General features: G+C 59.6%; 21 protein-coding genes and 1 tRNA gene. 14 read left to right on the top strand and 8 right to left on the bottom strand.

Going from position 1 to position 17,831, the window contains the following annotated elements:
• Positions 1-58: 58 nt before the first annotated feature.
• Complete coding sequence (locus K328_RS26400; RefSeq protein WP_169721212.1) at positions 59-898, top strand: GSCFA domain-containing protein; 840 nt, start codon at positions 59-61, stop codon at positions 896-898.
• A 46-nt stretch (positions 899-944) separates the two neighbouring features.
• On the top strand, positions 945-1,910 hold the full coding sequence (locus K328_RS24145; protein WP_084608317.1) for a DMT family transporter: 966 nt from the start codon (positions 945-947) through the stop codon (positions 1,908-1,910).
• 51 nt (positions 1,911-1,961) lie between these two features.
• Here the strand turns inward: K328_RS24145 and K328_RS0114245 are convergent, their stop codons facing one another.
• Both K328_RS0114245 and K328_RS0114240 read right to left on the bottom strand, forming a co-directional pair.
• On the bottom strand, positions 1,962-2,717 hold the full coding sequence (locus K328_RS0114245; RefSeq protein WP_036554404.1) for a cobalt-precorrin-6A reductase: 756 nt from the start codon (positions 2,715-2,717) through the stop codon (positions 1,962-1,964).
• 2 nt (positions 2,718-2,719) lie between these two features.
• On the bottom strand, positions 2,720-3,811 hold the full coding sequence (locus K328_RS0114240) for a cobalt-precorrin-5B (C(1))-methyltransferase (RefSeq protein ID WP_028466544.1): 1,092 nt from the start codon (positions 3,809-3,811) through the stop codon (positions 2,720-2,722).
• A 162-nt stretch (positions 3,812-3,973) separates the two neighbouring features.
• Between K328_RS0114240 and cobA the strand changes: the two genes are divergently transcribed.
• Entirely contained in the window at positions 3,974-4,816 is an 843-nt protein-coding gene (cobA, locus tag K328_RS0114235; RefSeq protein WP_028466543.1) for a uroporphyrinogen-III C-methyltransferase, read from the top strand.
• Between the two features lie 4 nt (positions 4,817-4,820).
• Positions 4,821-6,149 carry a cobyrinic acid a,c-diamide synthase CobB gene (locus tag K328_RS0114230; protein ID WP_028466542.1) on the top strand — a complete coding sequence of 443 codons (1,329 nt, stop codon included), beginning with the start codon at positions 4,821-4,823 and terminating at the stop codon, positions 6,147-6,149.
• A 68-nt stretch (positions 6,150-6,217) separates the two neighbouring features.
• Here the strand turns inward: K328_RS0114230 and K328_RS0114225 are convergent, their stop codons facing one another.
• Positions 6,218-6,706: a Fur family transcriptional regulator gene (locus K328_RS0114225; RefSeq protein ID WP_051284951.1), complete on the bottom strand. Its 489-nt coding sequence runs from the start codon at positions 6,704-6,706 to the stop codon at positions 6,218-6,220.
• A gap of 234 nt (positions 6,707-6,940) precedes the next feature.
• On the opposite strand from K328_RS0114225, the gene K328_RS0114220 reads away from it, so the two are divergent.
• The 4 genes from K328_RS0114220 (at position 6,941) to K328_RS0114205 (ending at position 10,598) form a co-directional block, all read left to right on the top strand.
• Positions 6,941-7,474, top strand: coding sequence for a PAS domain-containing protein (locus K328_RS0114220; RefSeq protein WP_028466540.1), 534 nt, complete (start codon positions 6,941-6,943; stop codon positions 7,472-7,474).
• A 182-nt stretch (positions 7,475-7,656) separates the two neighbouring features.
• On the top strand, positions 7,657-8,724 hold the full coding sequence (locus K328_RS24140; protein ID WP_051284928.1) for a hypothetical protein: 1,068 nt from the start codon (positions 7,657-7,659) through the stop codon (positions 8,722-8,724).
• A gap of 234 nt (positions 8,725-8,958) precedes the next feature.
• Positions 8,959-10,404 carry a methyl-accepting chemotaxis protein gene (locus K328_RS0114210; RefSeq protein ID WP_028466539.1) on the top strand — a complete coding sequence of 482 codons (1,446 nt, stop codon included), beginning with the start codon at positions 8,959-8,961 and terminating at the stop codon, positions 10,402-10,404.
• A gap of 118 nt (positions 10,405-10,522) precedes the next feature.
• Positions 10,523-10,598, top strand: a tRNA-Thr gene (locus K328_RS0114205).
• A 27-nt stretch (positions 10,599-10,625) separates the two neighbouring features.
• Here K328_RS0114205 and K328_RS0114200 read toward each other — a convergent pair.
• Positions 10,626-11,468 (bottom strand): hypothetical protein, encoded by an 843-nt coding sequence (locus K328_RS0114200; protein WP_028466538.1) that lies wholly within the window; start codon positions 11,466-11,468, stop codon positions 10,626-10,628.
• A gap of 200 nt (positions 11,469-11,668) precedes the next feature.
• Here K328_RS0114200 and K328_RS0114195 point away from each other — a divergent pair, with 200 nt between their 5' ends.
• Both K328_RS0114195 and K328_RS0114190 read left to right on the top strand, forming a co-directional pair.
• The gene (locus tag K328_RS0114195; RefSeq protein ID WP_028466537.1) at positions 11,669-12,025 is read left to right on the top strand and encodes a hypothetical protein; all 357 of its coding nucleotides are present in this window, start codon (positions 11,669-11,671) and stop codon (positions 12,023-12,025) included.
• A 6-nt stretch (positions 12,026-12,031) separates the two neighbouring features.
• A complete protein-coding gene (locus tag K328_RS0114190) occupies positions 12,032-12,529 on the top strand; it encodes a hypothetical protein (RefSeq protein ID WP_028466536.1) in 498 nt (165 codons plus the stop codon).
• A 30-nt stretch (positions 12,530-12,559) separates the two neighbouring features.
• Here the strand turns inward: K328_RS0114190 and K328_RS0114185 are convergent, their stop codons facing one another.
• On the bottom strand, positions 12,560-13,000 hold the full coding sequence (locus K328_RS0114185) for a hypothetical protein (RefSeq protein WP_028466535.1): 441 nt from the start codon (positions 12,998-13,000) through the stop codon (positions 12,560-12,562).
• 170 nt (positions 13,001-13,170) lie between these two features.
• Positions 13,171-13,893, bottom strand: coding sequence for a Bax inhibitor-1/YccA family protein (locus K328_RS0114180; RefSeq protein WP_245577547.1), 723 nt, complete (start codon positions 13,891-13,893; stop codon positions 13,171-13,173).
• Positions 13,894-14,061: 168 nt separating this feature from the next.
• On the opposite strand from K328_RS0114180, the gene K328_RS24135 reads away from it, so the two are divergent.
• The 4 genes from K328_RS24135 to K328_RS0114160 all read left to right on the top strand — a co-directional run bounded on the left by K328_RS24135 (position 14,062) and on the right by K328_RS0114160 (position 15,804).
• Positions 14,062-14,445, top strand: coding sequence for a hypothetical protein (locus tag K328_RS24135; protein WP_051284927.1), 384 nt, complete (start codon positions 14,062-14,064; stop codon positions 14,443-14,445).
• Positions 14,442-15,074, top strand: coding sequence for an SIS domain-containing protein (locus K328_RS0114170; protein ID WP_028466533.1), 633 nt, complete (start codon positions 14,442-14,444; stop codon positions 15,072-15,074). The genes K328_RS24135 and K328_RS0114170 overlap by 4 nt, the downstream gene beginning before the upstream one ends.
• Before the next feature lie 69 nt (positions 15,075-15,143).
• On the top strand, positions 15,144-15,602 hold the full coding sequence (locus K328_RS24130) for a hypothetical protein (RefSeq protein WP_051284926.1): 459 nt from the start codon (positions 15,144-15,146) through the stop codon (positions 15,600-15,602).
• A 1-nt stretch (position 15,603) separates the two neighbouring features.
• Positions 15,604-15,804 carry a hypothetical protein gene (locus K328_RS0114160; protein WP_036554400.1) on the top strand — a complete coding sequence of 67 codons (201 nt, stop codon included), beginning with the start codon at positions 15,604-15,606 and terminating at the stop codon, positions 15,802-15,804.
• Here the strand turns inward: K328_RS0114160 and queC are convergent.
• Together queC and rlmN are read right to left on the bottom strand one after the other, a co-directional pair.
• On the bottom strand, positions 15,801-16,505 hold the full coding sequence (gene queC / locus K328_RS0114155) for a 7-cyano-7-deazaguanine synthase QueC (protein ID WP_028466531.1): 705 nt from the start codon (positions 16,503-16,505) through the stop codon (positions 15,801-15,803). The genes K328_RS0114160 and queC overlap by 4 nt on opposite strands.
• A 138-nt stretch (positions 16,506-16,643) precedes the next feature.
• Entirely contained in the window at positions 16,644-17,813 is a 1,170-nt protein-coding gene (rlmN, locus tag K328_RS0114150; protein ID WP_028466530.1) for a dual-specificity RNA methyltransferase RlmN, read from the bottom strand.
• Positions 17,814-17,831 lie beyond the last annotated feature (18 nt).

Below are 17,831 nucleotides of genomic sequence, written 5' to 3'. Positions count from 1 at the left end.
CTCACCAAGGTTTACAAAACAAAACCATCACGAAACCTATTTCATACTGGATGAAATTTTGAACTTTAGGCCATCTCGATACCCGACCGACATCAACGCGTTTTCAGATTTCTCGGTTTTTATCCGAGAGGCATTCTCAGACATCACGCACAATCAAGATAAGCTGATCAAGAAAAACAGCAAAATTTTAGCTCAAGGTTCATGTTTTGCTGGAAATGTCATCGATTCCTTGAAAAAAGAAGGTCTCGCGCATTGCGATCATTTTGATATTTCGGAAAACCTTAACAACACTTTTGCAAACAAAGCCATTATTGATATAATAATAAATGAAAAAACTAATGAAGAAAATAAAAATTGGCTTGAAACAATTATTCGCGGAAAAACATTAGATCAATGTCATAAAATTCTTCATGATGCTGAAATTGTAATTTTAACGTTTGGCGTATCATTTGTTCTTGTTGACCACCAAACACACGAAATTCAGAGCAAACCCGGAAAAGGATCCATATTACAACAAACAAACGTTTCAAAAAATGCCGATAACATTGAGTACATTATATCTCGAATTAAAAAATTCAACCCAAATTGCACAATTATTGTGACAGTCTCACCCATACCCTTAAGCACAACAGCGACAGTAAGAAATGTATTTATCGATGACTTCCTGTCTAAATCAACAATCAGGTTGGCCGTTGATGAAGCGTTGAACAGAATCTCCGAAAAAATCATTTACTGGCCGTCTTTTGAAATTGTTAGATGGTCTAATATCCATTTCTCTCCCAGTTTTGGCGCGCCCCATGATGTTTCATCATGGAATGGGGAACCTCGACATCCAGACCCGAAAATCATCGCCGAAACGATGAAATTTTTCTTGGAAACATTTAGTGACATCAAATAACAGTCACTAATTTGCCTCCCTGATTTTGGCTCTGGCAGGATGGAGTATGGAACAGTGTGACGGTATGCGGCCGGACCGGATCGCCTTCGGTATTGCCTGCATCCTGATCTCGGTACTGTTCATGGCCTTTGCCGATGCGGTGGTGAAGCTGGTCAGTGCCGAGCTCACTCTGTGGCAGGTTTTTGCCGCACGCGCACTCATGGCACTTCCTATTCTGGTCCCCCTGATACTTGTGAGGAAAGCCGGATTCCGGCCGCGTACGCCGAGCTGGACCTGGCTGCGCAGCGTCTTGCTGGTGCTCACCTGGATCGCGTTTTACGCTTCGCTGCCGGAACTCAAACTTTCGGTCGCCGCCGTCGCCGTCTATACAAACCCGATCATCACCGCCCTGCTCTCCGCCGCATTGATCGGCGAAAAAGTCTCCCCGCGCCGCTGGGGCGGTGTCCTGCTTGGTTTTCTCGGTGTCGTCGCCATTCTCCGGCCGGGCACTGATGCCTTTTCCTGGTACGCGCTCCTGCCCCTGCTGGCCGCCCTGCTCTATTCCCTCTCGATGATTCTGACACGGAGCAAGTGCCGCGATGAAACGCCGCTGACACTTTCCTTCACTCTCAACAGCGCGTTCCTCATCACCGGGCTGATCCTCACGATACTGCTCGCCCTCGCGAACCTCGACGAAGGGACACAAGGAAGCGCGCCGTTCCTGCTTGGCGACTGGGGAGCCATGGGAGTCCGGGAATGGGGTGTAATGGCGCTTCTCGGCGCACTCATGGCGCTCTATTCCGCCGGCACGGCCAAGGCCTACCAGATCGCGCCACCATCGGTCATCGCAACGTTTGACTATGCCTATCTGGTCTCTGCAGCGCTCTGGGGTTTTGTCTTCTTCGCCGAACAACCAGATCTGCTGACGGTGTGCGGCATGGTACTGATCACAGCAGCGGGCCTGCTTGTCGCAGCACCGGGACGAAGAAAAACCCCAGCCGTTGTTCCTGCCAGTGAGCCGGGGCCTAGGTGATCAAAGGGTTGCGCTGACTTCCCTGGGTCCCTGCGTGCGCAGGGATGACGATTAAAGAATTCTCTCCACCCAGGTGAGCGCGCTTTCCACGTCTCCGACAATCTCCCCCTCCGGCAGGGGGGGGCGCGCAACCATCACCACTGGCATACGGAGTGACCGGGCGGCGAGGATCTTGCCGTAGGTGGCCGTGCCGCCGCTGTTCTTTGAGACGATGACATCGATCGCGTTATCCTTCAGGAACGCCGTCTCGTCCGCTTCCTGGAACGGGCCGCGCGCCAGCACCACGCGGGCGCCGGGCGGTAACTCCGCCTCGTCCGGTTGTTCGACCGCACGAACAACATGGGTGCCGTTCATCAAATAGTGAAACGGCTCAAGTTCCTGCCGCCCCACCGTCAGGAAGACCGTCAGCGGATGGGTTTGCGACAGCGCATCCAGATGCCTTGCCGCTTCCTCGTAGTCATGTGCGTGATGCCAATTATCACCGGATGCCTGCTCCCAGGCAGGGCGCACCAGATGCAGACAGGGCGTTCCGACCTCCGACGCTGCTTTCGCGGCATTGGCAGAGATTTGCGCAGCATAGGGATGGGTTGCATCGACCAGCGCTGAAATGCCCTCTTCCCGGAGATAGGACGCCAGCCCCTCCGCACCGCCGAAGCCGCCGGTGCGAATTACGCAGTCCGGCAGTTTCGGGTTGCGGGTCCGCCCCGCCAGCGACAGCACGATTTCAAGGTCCGGATGCGCCACTCGGAGTGCCTCGACGAATGCATTGGCGAGATCCGTTCCGCCGAGCACCAGAATACGTGCCATCCTCAGATCTCTCCCGCCGCACCGACCAGATTGCCCGTGCGGTCGAACACCTCGACAATAATTTCCACTTCCGTGCCCGCGACCATTGCAGCCGCTTCAGCGCGGGCCAGCGCGCCGATCCGGTCGCCCAGCGGCAACCCGGCCTCCAGCGCCATATTCAAAACTTCGAGCGCGGTGTTACCGCCCCTCGCCCGTGCAACCAGAGCCGCATCACCGCCCACCGCCGCAAGCTGTTCGGCCAACCAATCCATATCCACCTGGCTGCGGCCTGAATGCAGATCCATATGGCCCTGCGCCAGTTTCGCCAGCTTGGCGAAGCCGCCGCCGATCAACACTTTCGGCAAGGGGTGACGGCGCAGATATTTCAGCATGCCGCCAACAAAGTCGCCCATGTCCAGCAAGGCGATCTCGTCCAGCCCGTGCCGACGGACCACTGCCGCTTCCGAGGTCGAGCCGGTGCAGGCGGCGACCAACGGGAATCCCCCGGCGCGGGCAACGTCGATGCCGCGATGGATGGAATGAATCCAGGCTGAACAGGAAAATGGAATCACGACGCCGGTGGTGCCGAGGATCGACAACCCGCCGACAATCCCGAGCCGCGGATTCCAGGTTTTCTTCGCCAGCGCCTCGCCACCTGGCACGGAAATCTCGATTTCCACGTCACCACTGCCGCCATGGGTGCGGGCAACTTCCGCCACGACACCGCGCATCAGCTCACGCGGCACCGGGTTGATCGCGGGCTCGCCCGGCGGGATCGGCAGGCCGTCGCGGGTCACCATGCCGACACCCTCGCCCGCCTTGAACACCACACCGCTACCGGGCGCACCAACCCGCACCGTCGAGACGATGGTGGCAAGATGCGTCACATCCGGATCGTCGCCCGCATCCTTGATAATGGCGGCGCTGGCCACACCATCGCCCAGCGCTTCGCGAGCCAATGCAAAGTCCGGCTGCTCCCCTTTCGGCAAGGTGATGGAGACCGGATCGGGGAACGCGCCGGTCAGCAATGCCGTGTAGGCGGCCTTGGTCGCCGCCGTCGCGCATGCGCCCGTGGTCCAGCCTCGTCTCAGCGGTCCGTCCGGTTTTCTTGCCATGAAACCTCTTAACCGGTCCGGCGCTACGCTTCCATGTCGAATTCACGCGGCTTCTGGACGCAGAGGCAGTAGATCATCGTCTCGCCCACCGGTATTTTCAGAATGAAACATCATCTTCCGCCGCGCTGGAAAACACCCCGGTGCGGGAGTAGGGTCTGAGCCATGACAAACGTGACAGATTTCACCGCTGACTTCGCACCGGGCAGCGTCTGGCTGGTGGGTGCCGGGCCGGGCCATGCCGGGCTTCTGACCCTGCAGGCCCATGCAGCCATGCAGGCCGCCGACGTGATCGTCTATGACGCGCTGGTCAGCGAAGATATCCTGGCGCTCGCCCCCGCCGATACACCCCGTGAATATGCCGGCAAGCGCGGCGGCAAGCCGTCGCCGAAACAGGCCGACATTACCCTGCGGCTGATCCAGCTCGCCAAGCAGGACCTGCGTGTGCTGCGTCTCAAGGGCGGCGATCCGTTTGTGTTCGGGCGCGGCGGTGAGGAGGCCCTGTCTCTCGTCCAGGCGGGTATTCCGTTCCGGATCTGCCCCGGCATCACGGCCGGGATCGGCGGCCTTGCCTTCGCCGGCATTCCGCTGACCCACCGGGACACCAATCACGCCATCACCATGATCACCGGGCACGATGCCACCGGTAATGTCACCGGGGTCGACTGGGATGCGGTCGCCCAGGGCAGCCCGGCGCTGATTCTCTACATGGCAATCAAGCATCTGGGCGCGATCGCAGACAAGCTGATGGCTGCCGGGCGCAGCCCGGACGAGCCGGTCGCGCTTGTCACCAACGCCTCCATGCCGGACATGCAGGTGCTCGAAACCACCCTTGGCCGCGCGGCGGAAGATATCCGCCTGCATGACGTAAAGCCGCCCGCCATCGTCGCCATCGGCGAGATTGTGCGGCTGCGCGCCGGGCTCGACTGGCTCGGTGCCGCCGCCGGCAAGAGGCTCCAGGCTGACCCGCTTGGTCTCGGCAAGAGCGACACGAAGCAGACCGGATAAGCATGTGTCAAAGGGCCTGATCATCGCCGCACCGGCCTCTGGCAGCGGCAAGACCACGGTCACGCTCGGCCTGCTCCGGGCGCTCCGGCGCAAAGGCATCGATGTTGCCAGCTCGAAGATCGGCCCGGACTATATCGATCCCGCCTTCCATGCCGCCGCCACCGGCCGCGCTTGCGTCAATCTCGATAGCTGGGCGATGCGGCCGGATACGCTGTCGGCTCAGCTCTCTCCCAAACCGGCGCTCACCATCGTCGAGGGCGTCATGGGCCTGTTCGACGGCGCCCACCTCGGCAATGCCCCGGCCCCGTTGGCGGATGGCTCAACAGCCAGCCTCGCGCGCCTCACCGGCTGGCCGGTGTTACTGGTTGTCGATGCGGCCCGGCAAGCCCAATCCGTTGCCGCACTGGTTGAAGGCTTCGCCCGGTTCGACCCGGATGTCCGGCTGGCGGGCGTGATCCTGAACAAGGTGAGCAGCGAGAAACACGAGGCGATGCTGCGCCAGGCGCTTGCCAAGGCTGGGCATGCCGTACTCGGCGCCGTCCGGTCGGACACCCAGATCGCCCGGCCAAGCCGCCATCTCGGTCTGGTTCAAGCGGGAGAACATCCCGATCTCGACGCCTTTCTCGACGCGGCGGCTGACCGGATGTCGGACGATCTCGCTCTCGACGTGATCATGGAAGCCGCATCGCCCCGCACCACCGCAACCGGCGCCGCTGCCGTTGCCCCGCCGCTACCACCGCTCGGCCAGCGAATCGCGGTTGCACGGGATGCCGCCTTCGCTTTCTCATATCCGCATGTTCTCGATGGCTGGCGCAACGCCGGGGCGGAGCTTTCTTTCTTCTCTCCGCTCGGTGACGAAGCACCAGCCCCGGATGTGGATGCAGTCTTTCTGCCGGGCGGCTATCCGGAGCTGCATGCCGCCCGCCTCGCCGCGGCAACGATCTTCATGGAGGGCCTGTGCGCGCATGCCCGTGCCGGCGCCCGGATCTATGGTGAGTGCGGCGGTTACATGACCCTTGGGCAAACTCTGACGGATGCCGATGGTGTGGTTCACCGCATGGCCGGATTGCTTCCGCATGCGACAAGCTTCGCGGTACCCAAGCGCCATCTCGGCTACCGAATCGCCACGATGCTCGCGGACACCCCGCTCGGACCGGCGGGAAGCATCTGGCGTGGGCATGAATTCCATTATGCCGCCACGGCCGGGGCAACAGGCAGCGCTCCGCTATTCCGGATTACAGATGCTTCGGGATCGGATCTCGGCGAGATCGGTGCGCGAATCGGGACCGTCTTCGGGTCCTTCATGCATCTGATTGACCGTTCAGATGCATGACATGAACCGCCTACGACTCTAGCGGGCAGGCGCTTCACTCACGGGTTGGTTTGTTTAATTCGGAAAGATTAGGCCGGCGGCTTGCCGCTGATGATCTTCGTCTTGGCCTTCGGCTTATATTTAGGCGCCGCTTTCACTTCCGCCTTCTTCACCGGAACGCCGAACAGTTCGAGGTGATGGTCCACCAGCTCGAACCCGAGTTCCCGTGCAATATATTCCTTCAGGGCCTCGAGTTCCTCGTTATAGAACTCGATCACGTTACCCGTCGTCACGTCGATCATGTGGTGATGATGGTCTTCCTCACCATTGATTTCCTCATAACGCGCCCGGCCATCGCCGAAATCGCGCTTGGTGACGATATTCGCTTCCTCGAACAGCTTCATGGTCCGGTAAACGGTCGCGATCGAGATCGAACGATCGATCTCACGCACCCGCTCATGCAAGGATTCCACATCGGGATGATCCTCTGCCTCGGACAGGACGCGCGCAATCACCCGGCGCGGCTCCGTCATCTTCAGTCCTTTTTCGAGGCACAGGGCCGCAACCCTGGATTCCATGCTGGCTTCAGCCATTCCCTGACAACGCTCCGTATCCTGTCGGGACCACAGTCCGTTGGGGAGATTATACCAGCGCTACCGCCATGACAAACCAGCTTTCCGCATGCCCCTCAGAGCCTCGGGATCGCAGTCCGTTTTCCAAGGCGCAGGAAGCTGGTTTCACACCCGAATCCAAAAAAATTGAATTTCGTTCAATTTGTACTAAAATATTTTTCTAAGTTCAGGAGGCAGACTGTGGCGCAAGAAAGCACGCAATTGCTGGTGAACCGAGACAGCATCTGCAGACTATACAATGTCTGGGCGACATTACCGGTTGGGAAGCCTCGCAGACTGCTGGATCCGCTGAAATTTGGTCCCCGCCTGCTTCCCCATCTCGCCTTGCTGAAGGCAATACCGGACGATTATCGCTACGAGCTTATCGGCGGACGTATCGGTGAATTGTCACGCAGCCTGAAACCCGGCAGTACGGCTGGAGCACAGCACCAGCCCGCGACCAACCGCTCAAATATATTCCGCCTGATGCGCACTGTTGCTGAATCCCGGAAGCCGGCGGCACAAACAGCGGCTTTTGAAGGCACCAGCGGAATCCCGAGACGATGCTTCAGCATGGTGCTTCCATTGTCGATGGACGGCATGGCCGTAAACGACCTGCTTCTCGGCTTGTGGCTTGTTCCCAGCCCCGCCGAAAACAGCCTTAATATCCAGATCGAGCCTGTCCCTTCGGTTCCGGAGCTTGTCGAAGAACTGGGTTTTCCCCGCTCGGCATAGTGCTCACGCAGGTCGAGTTCGCTCCAAATGCCCGGAATCTCTTGCCCTCTGCTAGGCAATTCCGACCCTTTTCAGAGTATGGACATACACAACACGTTCAGGTTCCAACTCACCATCACGCGATAAGTGTTTGGAGTCATGACGAGTCCTCCGGCAGGCACTGAAATTGCTCATACAATGGCATGGCAATTTCCCTTTCAGAGGTTGGCGCCACCGAACCCGGTCCCGTCGGCTCGCACATCGACACTGCTGATATGGACAGCCTGTACCGGCTGCCCCTCGGTCTGCTTCCGCTCAAGACCATGGCTTTGAGGCGCCATTCCCTGATCAAGAACGCACAGCTTCACGCCGTCGTGGAACTGTTTAGAGACAGTGGCTCGGGCAGCGGACAAATCCAGCCGGACCACCTGCCCGATCACTTCAACTCCCAAGCCCCGGAATTGATGAGCGACGTTGCGATCCTGAAGCGCCTCGCGGCCATCGGCAGCTACGACGTCTACACCCTGCGCGTGGCGCTGCGAGAGTTGGATATCGGGTTCGAGAATTATGATGCACTTCGGCTTTCCCCGGAAAAATACCGAGAGCTGACCCAGCTCATGAAACAATATACGAGGCCGATCGTCCGCCGGCTTTTTGCAAAGGATGGCGCCGCCCTCGGCAGCTACGGAAATCTGGTCGAGTATCTGCGCAATCCGGATCGGGATACCGTCCTCTGTGAGCTGGAAAAACTGGCGGCCGATCTTGAAACCGATGTGTCCGCGATCCCGCGCTTTCTCGAAAATTACGGCGACACTTTCCTCGGGTTCTCCTATTTCCGCAGCTGCCTGACCGAGTCGGAAGAACGCATCAAACATTTCCGCCCCTGGGTTCAGGAGCTGCTCGGCTCATCGATCGCCCAAAGCAATCCTTCTCTCCAGAGCAGGACAACGCAGGCCATGCAGGCGCTGTACGGGATCGTCGCGTCAGTTAAACAGCGATTCGACCATTTCGATCAGAGTTCCAGCCATTTTTGGGAAGACCCTACAGCCGAGTCCTTTCACACACTGCGCGCACAGATCGTTGAGCAGCATGGAGCCACCGGCAGCGTTCTATGCGGACTTGTCGTCAAGCTGAACCTCTGGGAAGAGCGGTTCGCCTCACATGGCGGCAGCTTCCAGCGACGACTCGAGTTCCTAGAATCTGAAATCTTCCCCGGACTAAGCGCCCTTGCCGCAACGGAAAAACGAACAGCGAACCGCTACCAGAACTGAACAACCAGACTGTCCATGCAGACGGCAAAACGCCTTTGGATTGCGTAAAAATTAATCATTTCAAATTTTAGGCGAAACCCAATCGAGATCAGGTCAAATCCGACACAGCAAAGATTTATCGATACTTATCAAACAATACCGCCAGAAAATCGATACCAGGTCCGAATCTGGCAACAATGTTGCAGCGCACAAACCCTGCCAAATCCATCCGAAATCGGACCGTTGGGGGAAACCATGCTGCAATCACTGCACAATTCGCATTCCGGTCGGCCTGCCGCTTCGGCTTTTACCGGCCTGCCCAGCACGCTTTCGATCGGTAACTGCATCAGTCTGTTCAGCGAGGTTGCCGACAGCACAACAGAGGCTGAAAGCCTGCAGCAATGCCTCGCCCCCGCCCTTGAAGCAATCTGCGCGTTCATGAACTGGCAATCCGGTCATGCATATCTTCGCACGCCAGAGGCCGGCACGATGGAGAGCGCCCGAATCTGGTATTGGGCCTCCCGCATTTCCAGCCGTGCACGATCCGAGTTCATCGAGGCAAGCGAAGCGACCGTGTTCTCCTCTGGGCAGGGCATGATCGGGCAGGTGATGGAGAGCGTATCCTGGACCCGGATACCGGATGTGCGGGTTCACCCGGGCTTCGTCAGGGCGAAGGCCGCTCAATCGCTCGGGCTCAAAGGCGCCTTTGCCTTCCCGGTCATCTCAGAGAATGACGTCGTCGCCGTGCTTGAGTTCTTCAGCGAGGAGACAGCCGAACTTGATGCGGAGCTCGCGGGACTGATGGCTTTCATCGGGGATCAACTCGCCCGCGTCTGTGAAAGGGAGAAGGCCACCAGGGCGCTCGATGCAATCGCCGCCGACTTCGAAACCGCCGTCCGCGGCGCTGTGGCAAGCGTTATGGACGCTGCCGGACACATGCGTGACCTCTCGGACCAGGTGACGGAGGAAGCGGACAATGCCGTCACACAACAAGAATTGCTGACCGACGAAACCATGACGATGTCAGAGATGCTGACGGGCATGGAGGAAGCATCGGAGCGCCTGGACAGTTCCGTTTCAGTGATCCAGACACATGCTACCGATACCGCGCGCGCTGCGACCGAAAGCCATCAGGTGCTGAAGACCGGTCATTCCGCAGTGAGCGCATTCTCCAGCTCGATCCTGAACATCAAGAGCATCGCGGAGTCGATCGACCGGATCTCGGGTCAAACCCATCTTCTGGCCCTGAATGCCGCCATCGAAGCAGCCCACGCGGGCGAAACCGGTCTGGGGTTCGCGGTCGTTGCCCGGGAAGTGAAGTCTCTCGCCGCATCCGTCTCCAACCTGTCGCGGCAAATTGGCGAAGAGGTGGTGTCCTTCGCTGAAGCAACAGACGTCAGCAGCGACGCCTTCGAAAGCGCGACCAACGCAATGGACCACCTGCTGAGTTCGGCCGAAAATATCCGCGCCGCTATCGACCAGCACAATCAGGAGACCCGGAATATTTCGTCAATAAGCCAGCAGACGACCGCACGCTCGGAAGCAATGCGGGACAGGCTGTCTGAGGTCGGCGTGGCCGGACGGGCCGCGGCAGACGCGGCGGCAAGAGTGCGCAGCCTCGCCGAGAATGTTGCCGTCGAAGGATCCGGCCTTGGTAGCGCCCTTGACCGGTTCGAGGCAAACCTGGCGCGAATCCGCTGAGCCCGGCAGTTCCTATCCGGAGCGGAACTGCCGCCAGGACCAGCATGCTTGCGCGAGCCGATTTTCCCCTTGCACCAACAGCCGTGAGGGCTTAAGTAGCCGTTCCCGCGAGGGAGACGCCGCAGTAGCTCAGGTGGTAGAGCGCGTCATTCGTAATGATGAGGTCGGGGGTTCGAGTCCCTCCTGCGGCACCACACCCCCACAGAAAAAAACGCTCCTGATCAGGAGCCGGGAATCAGTACTTTAGGTGGCGGCGGGAGCTTCATCTCCCGCGGTGTACTTGACGTCTGTGCCGAAGGAATCGGCATTATCATGGCGTATTCACCCTCGGCTCGGATTTGATCCCTGGCCCTGGTTAGCCAGCTCTGGCTCTGCCCGGCGCCGACCACCAGGCGAATAAACAATCCTGCAACAGTATCGACTTCGACAAAGAGCGGGTCCTGAGCAGCCAGCAGTTCCGGGAACTCCGTACGCAGCAACTCCCATCCTGCCAGCGCGGCCTCATGGGTCCGATAAGAGGCCAGATGTAGCCCTCTGCCACCGGTCTCTTCCGGCCAGCTCAGCTCGCTGGTCCGCAATTCCAACCGTTCGAATCGGGCATTCGCGCGCGCGTCCGCCGCCTCCTGATCAGCATTCAGCTTGCTGACCGCCCTAAGGGCAGCATCGACATCCGCTTGAATCTCTGAAAGCTGTTCCGGGTCAACGGTCGCTGCTTGCGCCGGCGCGCGCGCCGTGGCAGTTCCGGCAGGAGCACTGGCGCCAAGGGCGATCCGCTTCTCGACCTTGCGGGCGACGATATTGAGATCGGTCTTCAAGCGACCGAGCGTGTCTTCCATCTCCGAGAGGCGGGCATCGCCGGTATCTGCCGCGGCCACGGTTTCGGAAACCCTCTCGTCAATATACAGCCGTCGGCGTGGGCCACGCACCGCTTCCGCGCGGTCGAGTTCATCCCGCACATAAGCGCGTACCCGCAGCTCCTCGCTGCCGCTTCCAAAGAGGTCGCCGAGGCCGCATCCGCCAAGTGCAAGCAACAACGTGACGGCACAAATATGGGTAAATTTCATCGGGTTCCTCAACGGACCTACAATATCTAGTGGAATCATAGCAGAGTCGTGGCGTCCTGAGAATCCCATGTCTGACAGTCTGTTTTTCGCAGCTTCCGTCTGTCTTTTCTCTCGGGATGCCATCTGCCGTGGTCCGGCAGCATTGCCGACACGGGCGATCCGTCTCTAAGCTGTCCCAGCAAGATCAAGGATTGTGCCCAATGCCCAAATACACACCCGGCCCGTGGCGAATGAATACGAGTGGCGAGCTCTGGTCCTACGCTCGCGGCAATGCACCGGCAGAGATCGGCACTATGAGCTGGGCAGGCGCCCCGCTGGAAAGGCAGGGGAATGCCCAGATTATCGCCGCGTCGGCGGATCTCTGTGAATGTCTCGACGAGGTCATGCTGCTGATCTCCCAGCCGGAAGTCGCCGAGGCTATTCTCGGCACCGACAGGTTGAAGACGCGAGCCCAGCTGATCCTGGAGAATGCCCGCACGGTGCTGGCCGAAGCAACCGGCCGCGACTTGCCGGAATGGCCCGGGCGTGACGAAACCGACACACGCCTCGATGGCTAAGCCCCTATGGATCTGAGAGCATTCGTCAGAACCGTCGCCGACAGTGAGGTCGTCGACTGGACACCGATCCTGCGTCCGACGCTGCGTCATCGCTTCGTGCCCCGGACCAATCCAAAGGGCGAGGAAATCGGCCTTGCGGCGGATCAACACAGCCTGCATCTGACGTTCCTGAAGGATATCCGCATCACGATGGCCTACGGCATGGTCGAGAACGCGAACTATCAGGTGCCCTCACCCAACCGCTTCGCCAGCGAGAATGCACGCACCCATCTGCTCGATTGCTTCTGGGAAGGCCGCCTTGCTTTTCGCGATATCATCATCAATGTCGGGCGTAATCGCTGCCTGCTGCCTCTGCCCGAGGAATGGACGGAAACCGGCATGGAAATTCCCGTCCTGCGCTACGGGCTGGCAAGACTGATCCACGAACTGGCAGGACCGCCGACCATATTCGATGAGTATTTCAGCATGTCCGGAATGCAGCGAGTCAACCGCCGCTGGCCTTGACGCATAGGGCAGACACCAGGGGAAACCGGCTCAGAAGAGCTTCTGGAAATTCCCGCCCGCGTAATGCAGCAGATAGATAGTGCCAAGCCCGCCGACGAGGATAAGAACTAGCAACAACGTGACCTTGGCGGCCATCGCATAATCGCCCTTCGTGTTCTTCCCTTTCACATTCCGCGCAGGTGCCGGTCGCGCAGGTGCGGCAGCAGCGGTGGCCGGCTTATCCGGTGCCGGTGCTGGCGGCGGCGCCTTATCACGGTTCACCTTCGAGGTGGTGTCGAACACCACGATTTCCTTACCGTTTCCGGTCGCCTCATCGAAGGTATCCTTGATCACCTTGACGGCCTGGAACTGCTTCTCTCCGTGCAGTGACTTGGCAACGTCGATCGCAGTATCGCGATCCGGATAGGTCGAATCGACCGCCCAGTTCCCGCTCTTAAGCGTGTGCACCTCGTAAAGGGTCTGAACCGCCATGACCAACAAGTCCTAAACTCAAAAAAACAACCTAACCGGAAATCCGGCACAGCGTGTTTATATATAAATTAATCTTGATGACCGGTTAACAGTGATCTGAAAAAAAGCCCTAAAATTAAAAAGGCCGCGCCGGGAAACCGGCGCGGCCTTTTTTATTAGATCCTGGCAGGCTATTCGCGATTGCCAAACAACTGCAGCATGAACAGAAACATGTTGATGAAATCGAGATAGAGCTGCAGAGCGCCCATGATCGACTTCTTGGTCGAGACCTCGTGGCCGTCGGACTCCATATACATGTTCTTGATGTTCTGGGTGTCGTAAGCAGTCAGGCCCGCGAAGACCAGCACGCCGCCGACCGAGATCATGAACTGCATCATGGTCGAGGCCAGGAAGATGTTGACAACGCTGGCGATCAGGATGCCGATCAGGCCCATGAACAGGAACGTGCCCATGCCGCTGAGGCTTTTCTTCGTGGTGTAGCCGTAGAGGCTGAGACCGGCGAAAGCAGCAGCTGTGATGAAAAACACCCTTGCAATGCTCTCGCCCGTGAAGACGAAAAAGATGCTGGCGAGCGAAAGGCCCATCACACCGGCATAGATGTAGAAGGTAGTCCGCGCTGCCGAAGCCGACATCGAATGGACACGTGCGGCGAGGAAGAACACCATGCCAAGCGGGGCGAGCATGATCACCCATTTCAGCGGTGAGGCGAAAATCAGCTGCGCGAAAGCCGGCGAGCTCATCGCCAGCAGCTTGGTGCCGATGGCGAAGAATCCGGTCAGCGCAAGGCCGATGGTCATATGGTTATAGACGCCGAGCATGTAAGAGCGCAGGCCGACGTCGATTTGTGCGGCCTCCGCCTCGGCAGCAGTCATGTGTTTGCGATCCAAGTTCATGTCTCACTCCCAATGAGCCGAAGGTCAAAAAACAGTTCAGAGAAGAAGTAATGAGGCACGTCAGTATTTTCAACTGAATCCGGAGCAAAAGTCGCAAGACTTGCGGATCCGGTTGGAATGGCCCAAATGGACTGACTGAATTACGCCATTTTGAAAGAAAATTCGCAGATGGTCGATCTCGGAGAGCTCAAACCCCTTTTTCGCGACAACAACGAGGCCGAGTACGAGCTGGACCTGCGCGGTCTCGACATGCCTCATTCCGTCGCCTCGACCGAGCGCATGCTGGAACGCAACAGATTCCGCACATCTCGCTCCGTCCGCATCCTGATCGACGCGCCGGACGGCGAAGGCGGTACCAGCCATTTCCAGCCCATCGGACGTTTGCTGCTCGACGCGCGAAAAGAGGGTATCCTTGAGCAGATGTCGACCCTGCCGCCGGAAGACTCGCTTGGCTTCCATATCGTGACGACCGGCAAGCCGGATGCTGGCGAAGATGAAACCGCTTCAGATGAGACGGCAGACGTGAGCGAACCGGAGGGAGAAGACGTTTGAGAAATCTGGCCGACCGCACGACGGATTACTTCGAGACCCTGGCCCGCCTGACCCGCGAGGCGAGCGTGACCGACGATGCGGGCAGCCAGAAAACACTCAGCGACGGCTTCGCCGATTTCCTTGCACAAGGCCGCGCGGCCCACGATGCCGGCAACAAACTGATCTTCGTCGGCAACGGCGCCAGCGCATCGATGGCCTCCCACTACGCCCTCGACCTCACCAAGAACGGTGGCATCCGCTCTCTTGCCATTACCGATCACGCCATGCTGACAGCGCTGACCAACGATATCGGCGGCGACGCGATCTTCGCCGAGCAGATCGGCTTCTATGCCCAGCCGGGCGATATTCTTGTCGCCATCAGCAGCAGCGGCTCCTCGCCGAACATCACGAAAGCGGTCGAGCGGGCGCGGGACATAGGCTGCGCTGTTATCACTTTCTCCGGCTTTACCGCAGACAACCCGCTGCGGCTGTCGGGCGATCTGAATTTTTATGTCGCCGGGGACGAATACGGCTTCGTCGAAACCGCCCACGCCGCGCTGATCCACGCCATCATCGACCTGTCGCTCGGCTGGGGCACGGAGGAAGACCGCAATCCGGGCGCTCTGAAACGCCGCCGTGCGGCAGTATAAGTCCCCCATCGTACTCAGGCGCTGCTGAACAAACCGCCTCGCATCCCCCGCGCAAAGGATGAGCGCCCAATGCAGACAGTCGCCGTGCCGAAAGCCGCCCTCACCTGGTCCCTGCTTCTGCTGCGTCTCGGCGTCGGCATCGTGCTCGGCATGTGGGTGCTGAACAAGTTCGTGAACCCGGCCGGCACGTCCGGCGTGCTGCAACATTACTATGGCGGCCCCGAAATTGGGGCCGGCATCTCCTACGCCCTTGGCGCGGCACAAGGCTTCATCGTTCTGGCCTTCGTGATCGGCTCCCGGAAACGCGTGGCCACCGCTTTGGTCTTCCTCATGCATCTCGGCTCCACCCTTGCACCGGTCGCGAATTATCTCGATCCATGGACCGTGCCGAACCTGCTGTTCTACGCCGCCTGGCCGATGCTGGCGGCCATCGTGGTGCTCTATCTGTTGCGCGACTACGACACGCTGTTCTCGATGGAAGATGGGATGGAAGAGAGGCTGAATGCCTTGCGCCCGGCCGGAGACTGACGTGAGCCAGGAGAAGGGCCCACATCTGTCGAAACCGGAGGTCCGGCAACTTGTCACGGGTCTTGACGATGCGGACGACGACACCCGGCGCGCGGCCATGACGCGCCTGTCATGGCGCCCGGCCTGGGCGATCCGCAGTCGCAGCGGCGCGCTGGCCGCATTTCTGGATCTGTTTCGCCGCCGCAAGGACGCGCGGAATTAAGAGGCCTGCCCGCCGGCATACCCAGCCCAGCCGGACTTGCGCAGATCGCAGGCCGGGCAGTCGTCGCAGCCATAGCCCCACGCGTGCAGCACGGTCCGGTCGCCGCGATAGCAGGTATGGCTCTCCCGCCGGATCAGCTCCACGAGATCCGCGCCGCCAAGCTCCTCCGCCATTTTCCAGGTCGCCGCCTTGTCCAGCCACATCAGCGGCGTGTGCAGCACATAGCGCTTGTCCATGCCGAGGGTGAGCGCGACCTGCAGCGCCTTGATGGTGTCGTCCCGGCAATCCGGATAGCCGGAATAATCGGTCTCGCACATACCGGCGATAATATGCCGTGTATCCCGGCGATACCCGACCGCCGCCGCCGTGGTCAGGAATAGTAGGTTGCGGCCCGGCACGAAGGTGTTCGGCAACCCGGCCTCGGTCATCTCGATTTCCTTGTCCCGAGTCAGCGCCGTATCGCTGATCGCGCCGAGCAGCGAGAGATCGATAAAATGATCCTCCCCGAGCTTCGCGCCCCAGTCCGGAAAACGCTCCCGCAGCGCCGCGAGGAAGGTCGTCCGCACCTCAAGCTCAACCGCATGGGTCTGCCCGTAATCGAAAGCAATGGTCTCGACATGATCAAACCGGTCCAGCGCCCAGGCAAGACAGGTGGCGGAATCCTGCCCGCCGGAGAAAAGAACCATCGCTGTTTCGGTCATGGGGATACCTGCTTTTGACTTGCCGTTCAGGTTCAAGAGTCGCGGCAGTCAGCGCTACTAAGCCAATCGCTCTTTTGGGGAAACACAGGTCGAAAGCTGAAAAGAGATCAGCGCGACGTTAGTCGAATGGTGACGTCTCTAACCCGCACTCGCAGCCGCAATTGCCGCGATCCGGTCTTTCTTCCTGAGCCGCTCGCTCGCGGACTTCAGCTGTCCGCAGGCCGCCAGGATGTCCCGCCCGCGCGGGGTCCGGACCGGTGAGGCGTAACCCGCCTTCAGAACCACCTGGGCGAACTTCTCGATGGTCTCGTCGTCGGAGCATTCATACTCCACGCCGGGCCACGGATTGAACGGGATCAGGTTGATCTTGGCCGGGATATCCTCGATCAGCTTCACCAGCGCGCGGGCGTCTTCCACGCTGTCGTTCACGCCTTTCAGCATCACGTATTCGAAAGTGATGCGGCGGGCGTTGTTAACGCCGGGATAGGTCCGGCAGGCGTCGAGCAGGTCCTTGATCGGGTATTTCTTGTTGATCGGCACCAGCTTGTTGCGGATCTCGTCGGTCACCGCGTGCAGGGAGACCGCGAGGTTCACGCCGATTTCGGCGCCGCAGCGCTCCATCTCGGGAACGATGCCGGATGTGGACAGGGTGATGCGGCGCTTGGACAGGCCGAGGCCCTCGCCGTCCATGGCGATCATCATGGCGCGCTTCACATTGTCGAAATTGTACAGCGGCTCGCCCATGCCCATCAGCACGATGTTGGTCAGCTTGCGATCGCTCTGCGCCGTCGGGAAGCCGCCGAGCCGGTCGAGCGCGACCAAAATCTGAGCGACCATCTCGCCGGAGGTCAGATTGCGGACAAGGCGCTGGGTGCCTGTGTGGCAGAAGGAGCAGGTCAGCGTGCAGCCGACCTGGGAGGAGATGCAGAGCGTGCCCCGGTCATCGTCCGGAATGAACACGGCCTCGGCCTCGTTCCCGTCATCGAACTTCAGCAGCCACTTGGCGGTGCCGTCCTCACTCCACTGCTCGCGGGTGATTTCCGGGCGGCCGATCTTGTAATGCTGGGCCAGCTCTTCGCGGAGCGGCTTCGCCAGCGTCGTCATCTCGGCAAAATCTGTCACACCCTTGTGGTAGATCCAGTGCCAGATCTGACCCGCGCGGAATTTCGGCAGGCCGCGCGTCTTCAGCTCTTCGATGAGCTGCTCGCGATCAAGGCCCACCAGATCCTTGGCGGCAAGGTCTGCGGCGAGATCGGTCGTCGCCGGCTGGTCGGAGGCGGCGGAAGTGGATAAAGCATGTGTCGACATGGGCCGTAAAATGAGTGC

Source organism: Nisaea denitrificans DSM 18348 (genome assembly GCF_000426505.1).
GTDB lineage: Bacteria > Pseudomonadota > Alphaproteobacteria > Thalassobaculales > Thalassobaculaceae > Nisaea > Nisaea denitrificans.
This window is presented reverse-complemented; position numbering and strand designations above follow the sequence as displayed.